This window comes from Mesorhizobium sp. M7A.F.Ca.CA.004.04.2.1, from assembly GCF_004022825.1.
Classification (GTDB): Bacteria; Pseudomonadota; Alphaproteobacteria; order Rhizobiales; family Rhizobiaceae; genus Mesorhizobium.
Genome location: NZ_RZPH01000565.1, coordinates 1 through 3,924 on the forward strand (window position 1 = coordinate 1; position 3,924 = coordinate 3,924).

Sequence of the window (3,924 nt, forward strand, 5' to 3'; positions counted from 1 at the left end):
GGCCTCCAGCGCCGACTTCACCTTGGGCGTGGCGTCGATCGAGCTGCGCAGTTTCTTCAAGCCGTCATCGCCGCGCTGGGCGATCACCTGGTTGACCTGCGTCTGGGTGTCCTTTGGCAGCTCCGTGATGTCGACGATGTTGACGCTCTGGATCGTCGGCACCGCCGGCTGAGCCTGGGGCGTGGCTGGAGCAGGCGTTGCCGGCGCCGGAGTGGGCTGTGGCGCGGGTTGCTGCTGGGCACTGGCGGCGCCAGCCAGCATCAGGCTGGCAGCTGCGGCAAGAATTATCGTTTTGCGCATGGATTTTCCTTTCCATCGATTGGCAAACGGTCGGTCTGGGGTGACCCCCTAACCTCAACCGCCAAATGGGATCAGAAGGTGTCGCCCAGCGGGTCATTGCGTGACCATAGGATGGCAGCAATGTGCAGCCGCGCTTCAATCCAACCGCATTTCGGCAAACCGCATTTCGGGAGCAATCGCTGATGGCCAGAATTACCCGCGCCGCCTACGCGCAGATGTATGGCCCGACGGTCGGCGACAAAGTGCGCCTTGCCGACACCGAACTGTTCATCGAGGTCGAGAAGGATCTCACCATCCATGGCGAAGAGGTGAAATTCGGCGGCGGCAAGGTGATCCGCGACGGCATGGGCCAGAGCCAGGTTTCCAGAGCCCAGGGCGCCGTCGACACGGTGATCACCAACGCACTGGTGATCGATGCCAGCGCAGGCATCTTCAAGGCCGATATCGGGCTTCGCGACGGCCGCATCGCGGCCATCGGCAAGGCCGGCAATCCGGACACGCAGGATGGCGTCACCATCATCATTGGTCCCGGCACCGAGATCATCGCCGGCGAGGGCAAGATCCTGACCGCAGGCGGCTTCGACGCGCATATCCACTTCATCTGCCCGCAGCAGATCGAGGAAGCGCTGATGTCAGGCATCACCACCATGCTCGGCGGCGGCACCGGTCCGGCGCACGGCACGCTGGCCACCACCTGTACGCCGGGGCCATGGCACATGGCCCGCATGATCCAGTCCTTCGATGCCTTCCCGATGAACATCGGCCTGTCGGGCAAGGGCAATGCCTCCCTGCCCGCCGCGCTTGAGGAAATGGTGCTGGGCGGCGCCTGCTCGCTGAAGCTGCACGAAGACTGGGGCACGACGCCGGCGGCCATTGATTGCTGCCTGTCGGTCGCCGACGACTACGACGTGCAGGTGATGATCCATACCGATACGCTGAACGAATCCGGCTTTGTCGAGAACACGGTCGCCGCCATCAAAGGCCGCACCATTCATGCCTTCCACACCGAGGGTGCCGGCGGCGGCCACGCACCTGACATCATCAAGGTCTGCGGCCTGCCCAACGTCATCCCGTCCTCGACCAACCCGACGCGGCCCTACACGGTCAACACGCTGGCCGAGCATCTCGACATGCTGATGGTCTGCCATCATTTGTCGCCGTCGATCCCTGAGGACATCGCCTTTGCCGAAAGCCGCATCCGCAAGGAGACCATCGCGGCGGAAGACATTTTGCACGACATCGGCGCCTTCTCGATCATCTCGTCGGATTCGCAGGCCATGGGCCGTGTCGGCGAAGTCGCGATCCGCACCTGGCAGACCGCCGACAAGATGAAGCGCCAGCGCGGCTCGCTGCCGCAGGAGACCGGCAACAACGACAATTTCCGCGTCCGCCGCTACATCGCCAAATACACGATCAACCCGGCCATCGCGCATGGGCTGTCGAAAGACATCGGCTCGATCGCGGTCGGCAAGCGCGCCGACCTGGTGCTGTGGAACCCGGCCTTCTTCGGCGTCAAGCCGGACATGGTGCTGATCGGCGGCATGATCGCCGCAGCGCCCATGGGCGACCCCAACGCCTCGATCCCGACGCCGCAGCCGATGCACTACCGGCCGATGTTCGGCGCCTATGGCAAGGCCAGGACCAACTCGTCGGTGACCTTCGTTTCAAAAGCCGCGCTCGAATCAGGCCTGCACGGCAGGCTCGGTGTCGACAAGCAGTTCGTCGCCGTCGAGAACACCCGCGGCGGCATCGGCAAGCATTCGATGGTGCTCAACGACGCCACGCCGCATGTCGAGGTCGATCCGGAAACCTACGAGGTGCGTGCCGACGGGGAATTGCTCACCTGCGAGCCGGCTACCGTGCTGCCGATGGCGCAGAGGTATTTTCTGTTTTAGGATTGCTGCGCCCACGACGTATCGGACCCATCATGGACGAGCAAAAGAAACTTGCCTTAATTTCGAGGATGGGCGCGCTGCAAAAATACAACGGCGGCATTGCCCCACTCTCCATGCCGCTTGTTACATTGGAAGAATATTTCGATGGGGCTCAAGGCGAAGCCGGATTGCTGTGCAACAGCCCGGAGGCACCGAACAATGATACGGTTCTGGCTACATTTCAGTCGATACGGAAAAAGCCCGAAGTTCACGATGTCCGGATAGCGATCGTGCAGTGCGATGATGGAGAATGGCCATTCTCTGACAAAGTCGTCATTACAACGCGCGCCAGCGAAGAACATGTGATTGGCTGGCTGCCATCAGGCTTCGAGCCGGACGAAACCTGGGAAGGAGATGTCGATCACCTGCCCGCCGAGCAGATTGAAGTTCCGGCCGGCTACCGAAAGCTGTGGCTTTGGTATGATTAGCCGAAATTGTCGAAGCAGCTGGTAAGACACACGAATGGCCACCGAAATCGCTTCCGCCCACGACATCTTCCCGCACATCCGCATCGTCATGGGCATGGTGATCGGGCTTGGCGTCGCCCGCCTGCTGTCGGGGGTGGCGCGCATCGTCCAGCATCCCGGCCAGTACAAGCTCTATCCCGTGCATCTGGCCTGGGTCGTCTCGGTGCTCCTGATGCTGGTGCATTTCTGGTGGTGGGAGTTCGGCCTCTACGCCATCGAAACCTGGACCTTCGGCAAGTACCTGTTCATCATCTTCTACGCGATCACGCTGTTCCTGCTGTGTGCGCTTTTGTTTCCCGATTCGATGCTGGACTACACCAGCTACGAGGATTTCTTCTATTCGCGCCGTGCGTGGTTCTTCGGCCTGCTGGCTGCGACCTACCTGCTCGACGTGGTCGACACGCTGCTGAAGGGGCCGGAGCATTTCGCCCGCTTCGGCAGCGAGTATCTGTTCCGCACGCCGGTCTTCGTCGCGCTCTGCATCATCGCGATCCTGGTGCGCGACCGCCGCTTCCACATCGCCTTCGTCACGGCGGCGCTTATCTACCAGATATCGTTCATCCTGCGGCTCTTCGACACCATCGTCTGAACGAACGCGATGGTCTAGCTTGTTGGAGAAAGGCAGGGTTCGACATGTACAAGGCCGTTGGATCGCGCGGATCCCGGGTCAGCCGCGTTCTCTGGATGCTCGAGGAGCTCGGGCAGCCTTATGAATTGGTCGAGGTTCATCTGCGCTCACCGGAAGCCTATGCGCTCAACCCATCGGGCAAGGTGCCGATCCTCATCGACGGCGAGCTGACGGTGACGGATTCGGCGGCGATCTGCGTTTATCTAGCCGACAAGCATGCCGACAAGGACATGGGCGCCAACCCGGGCGTCGCGGGCCGTGCCGAGATGGATTCCTGGATGCATTTTGCCCAGAGCGAGTTGGAAGCGCCGCTGTGGAACAAATTGCGCCATCGCTTCCTGCTGCCTAGGGATGTGCGCGTCGATGTCGGTCCTGCGGCGGCTTACGATTTTGCCTCGGAACTGAAGGCGCTGGAGCGGCGGCTGGGCGACAAACCGTTTGCGCTCGGCGATCGGTTTTCCGCTGTCGATGTGCTGCTCGGCGACATGGGCGGCTGGGCTCGCGCCGGCCGATTCCCGATCGACTCCGAGCGCGTCAACGCCTATTTCGACCGCGTGCTGGCACGGCCCGCCCGTGCACGGGCGCAAGCAAATGG

The 3,924-nt window shown here is 62.1% G+C and carries 5 protein-coding genes; 4 read left to right on the forward strand and 1 reads right to left on the reverse strand.

Going from position 1 to position 3,924, the window contains the following annotated elements; translation table 11 throughout:
- On the reverse strand, positions 1 to 300 hold a 300-nt coding region (locus tag EN893_RS22655; protein WP_128361785.1), incomplete at its 3' end, for a hypothetical protein.
- 179 nt (positions 301 to 479) lie between these two features.
- Here EN893_RS22655 and ureC point away from each other — a divergent pair.
- The 4 genes from ureC to EN893_RS22675 form a co-directional block, all read left to right on the forward strand.
- Entirely contained in the window at positions 480 to 2,195 is a 1,716-nt protein-coding gene (ureC, locus tag EN893_RS22660; RefSeq protein WP_164748835.1) for an urease subunit alpha, read from the forward strand.
- A gap of 32 nt (positions 2,196 to 2,227) precedes the next feature.
- On the forward strand, positions 2,228 to 2,662 hold the full coding sequence (locus tag EN893_RS22665; RefSeq protein WP_127272482.1) for a hypothetical protein: 435 nt from the start codon (positions 2,228 to 2,230) through the stop codon (positions 2,660 to 2,662).
- A 34-nt stretch (positions 2,663 to 2,696) separates the two neighbouring features.
- On the forward strand, positions 2,697 to 3,290 hold the full coding sequence (locus EN893_RS22670) for a hypothetical protein (RefSeq protein WP_127268405.1): 594 nt from the start codon (positions 2,697 to 2,699) through the stop codon (positions 3,288 to 3,290).
- 44 nt (positions 3,291 to 3,334) lie between these two features.
- Positions 3,335 to 3,924: glutathione S-transferase family protein (locus EN893_RS22675; protein WP_164901026.1), on the forward strand; the 590-nt coding region annotated here is incomplete at its 3' end.

What these genes read in the sequence shown, in the direction of transcription:
- EN893_RS22670 (WP_127268405.1), top strand. Translation starts at nt 2,697, where the DNA reads ATGGCCACCGAAATCGCTTCCGCCCACGACATCTTCCCGCACATCCGC.
- EN893_RS22665 (WP_127272482.1), top strand. Translation starts at nt 2,228, where the DNA reads ATGGACGAGCAAAAGAAACTTGCCTTAATTTCGAGGATGGGCGCGCTG.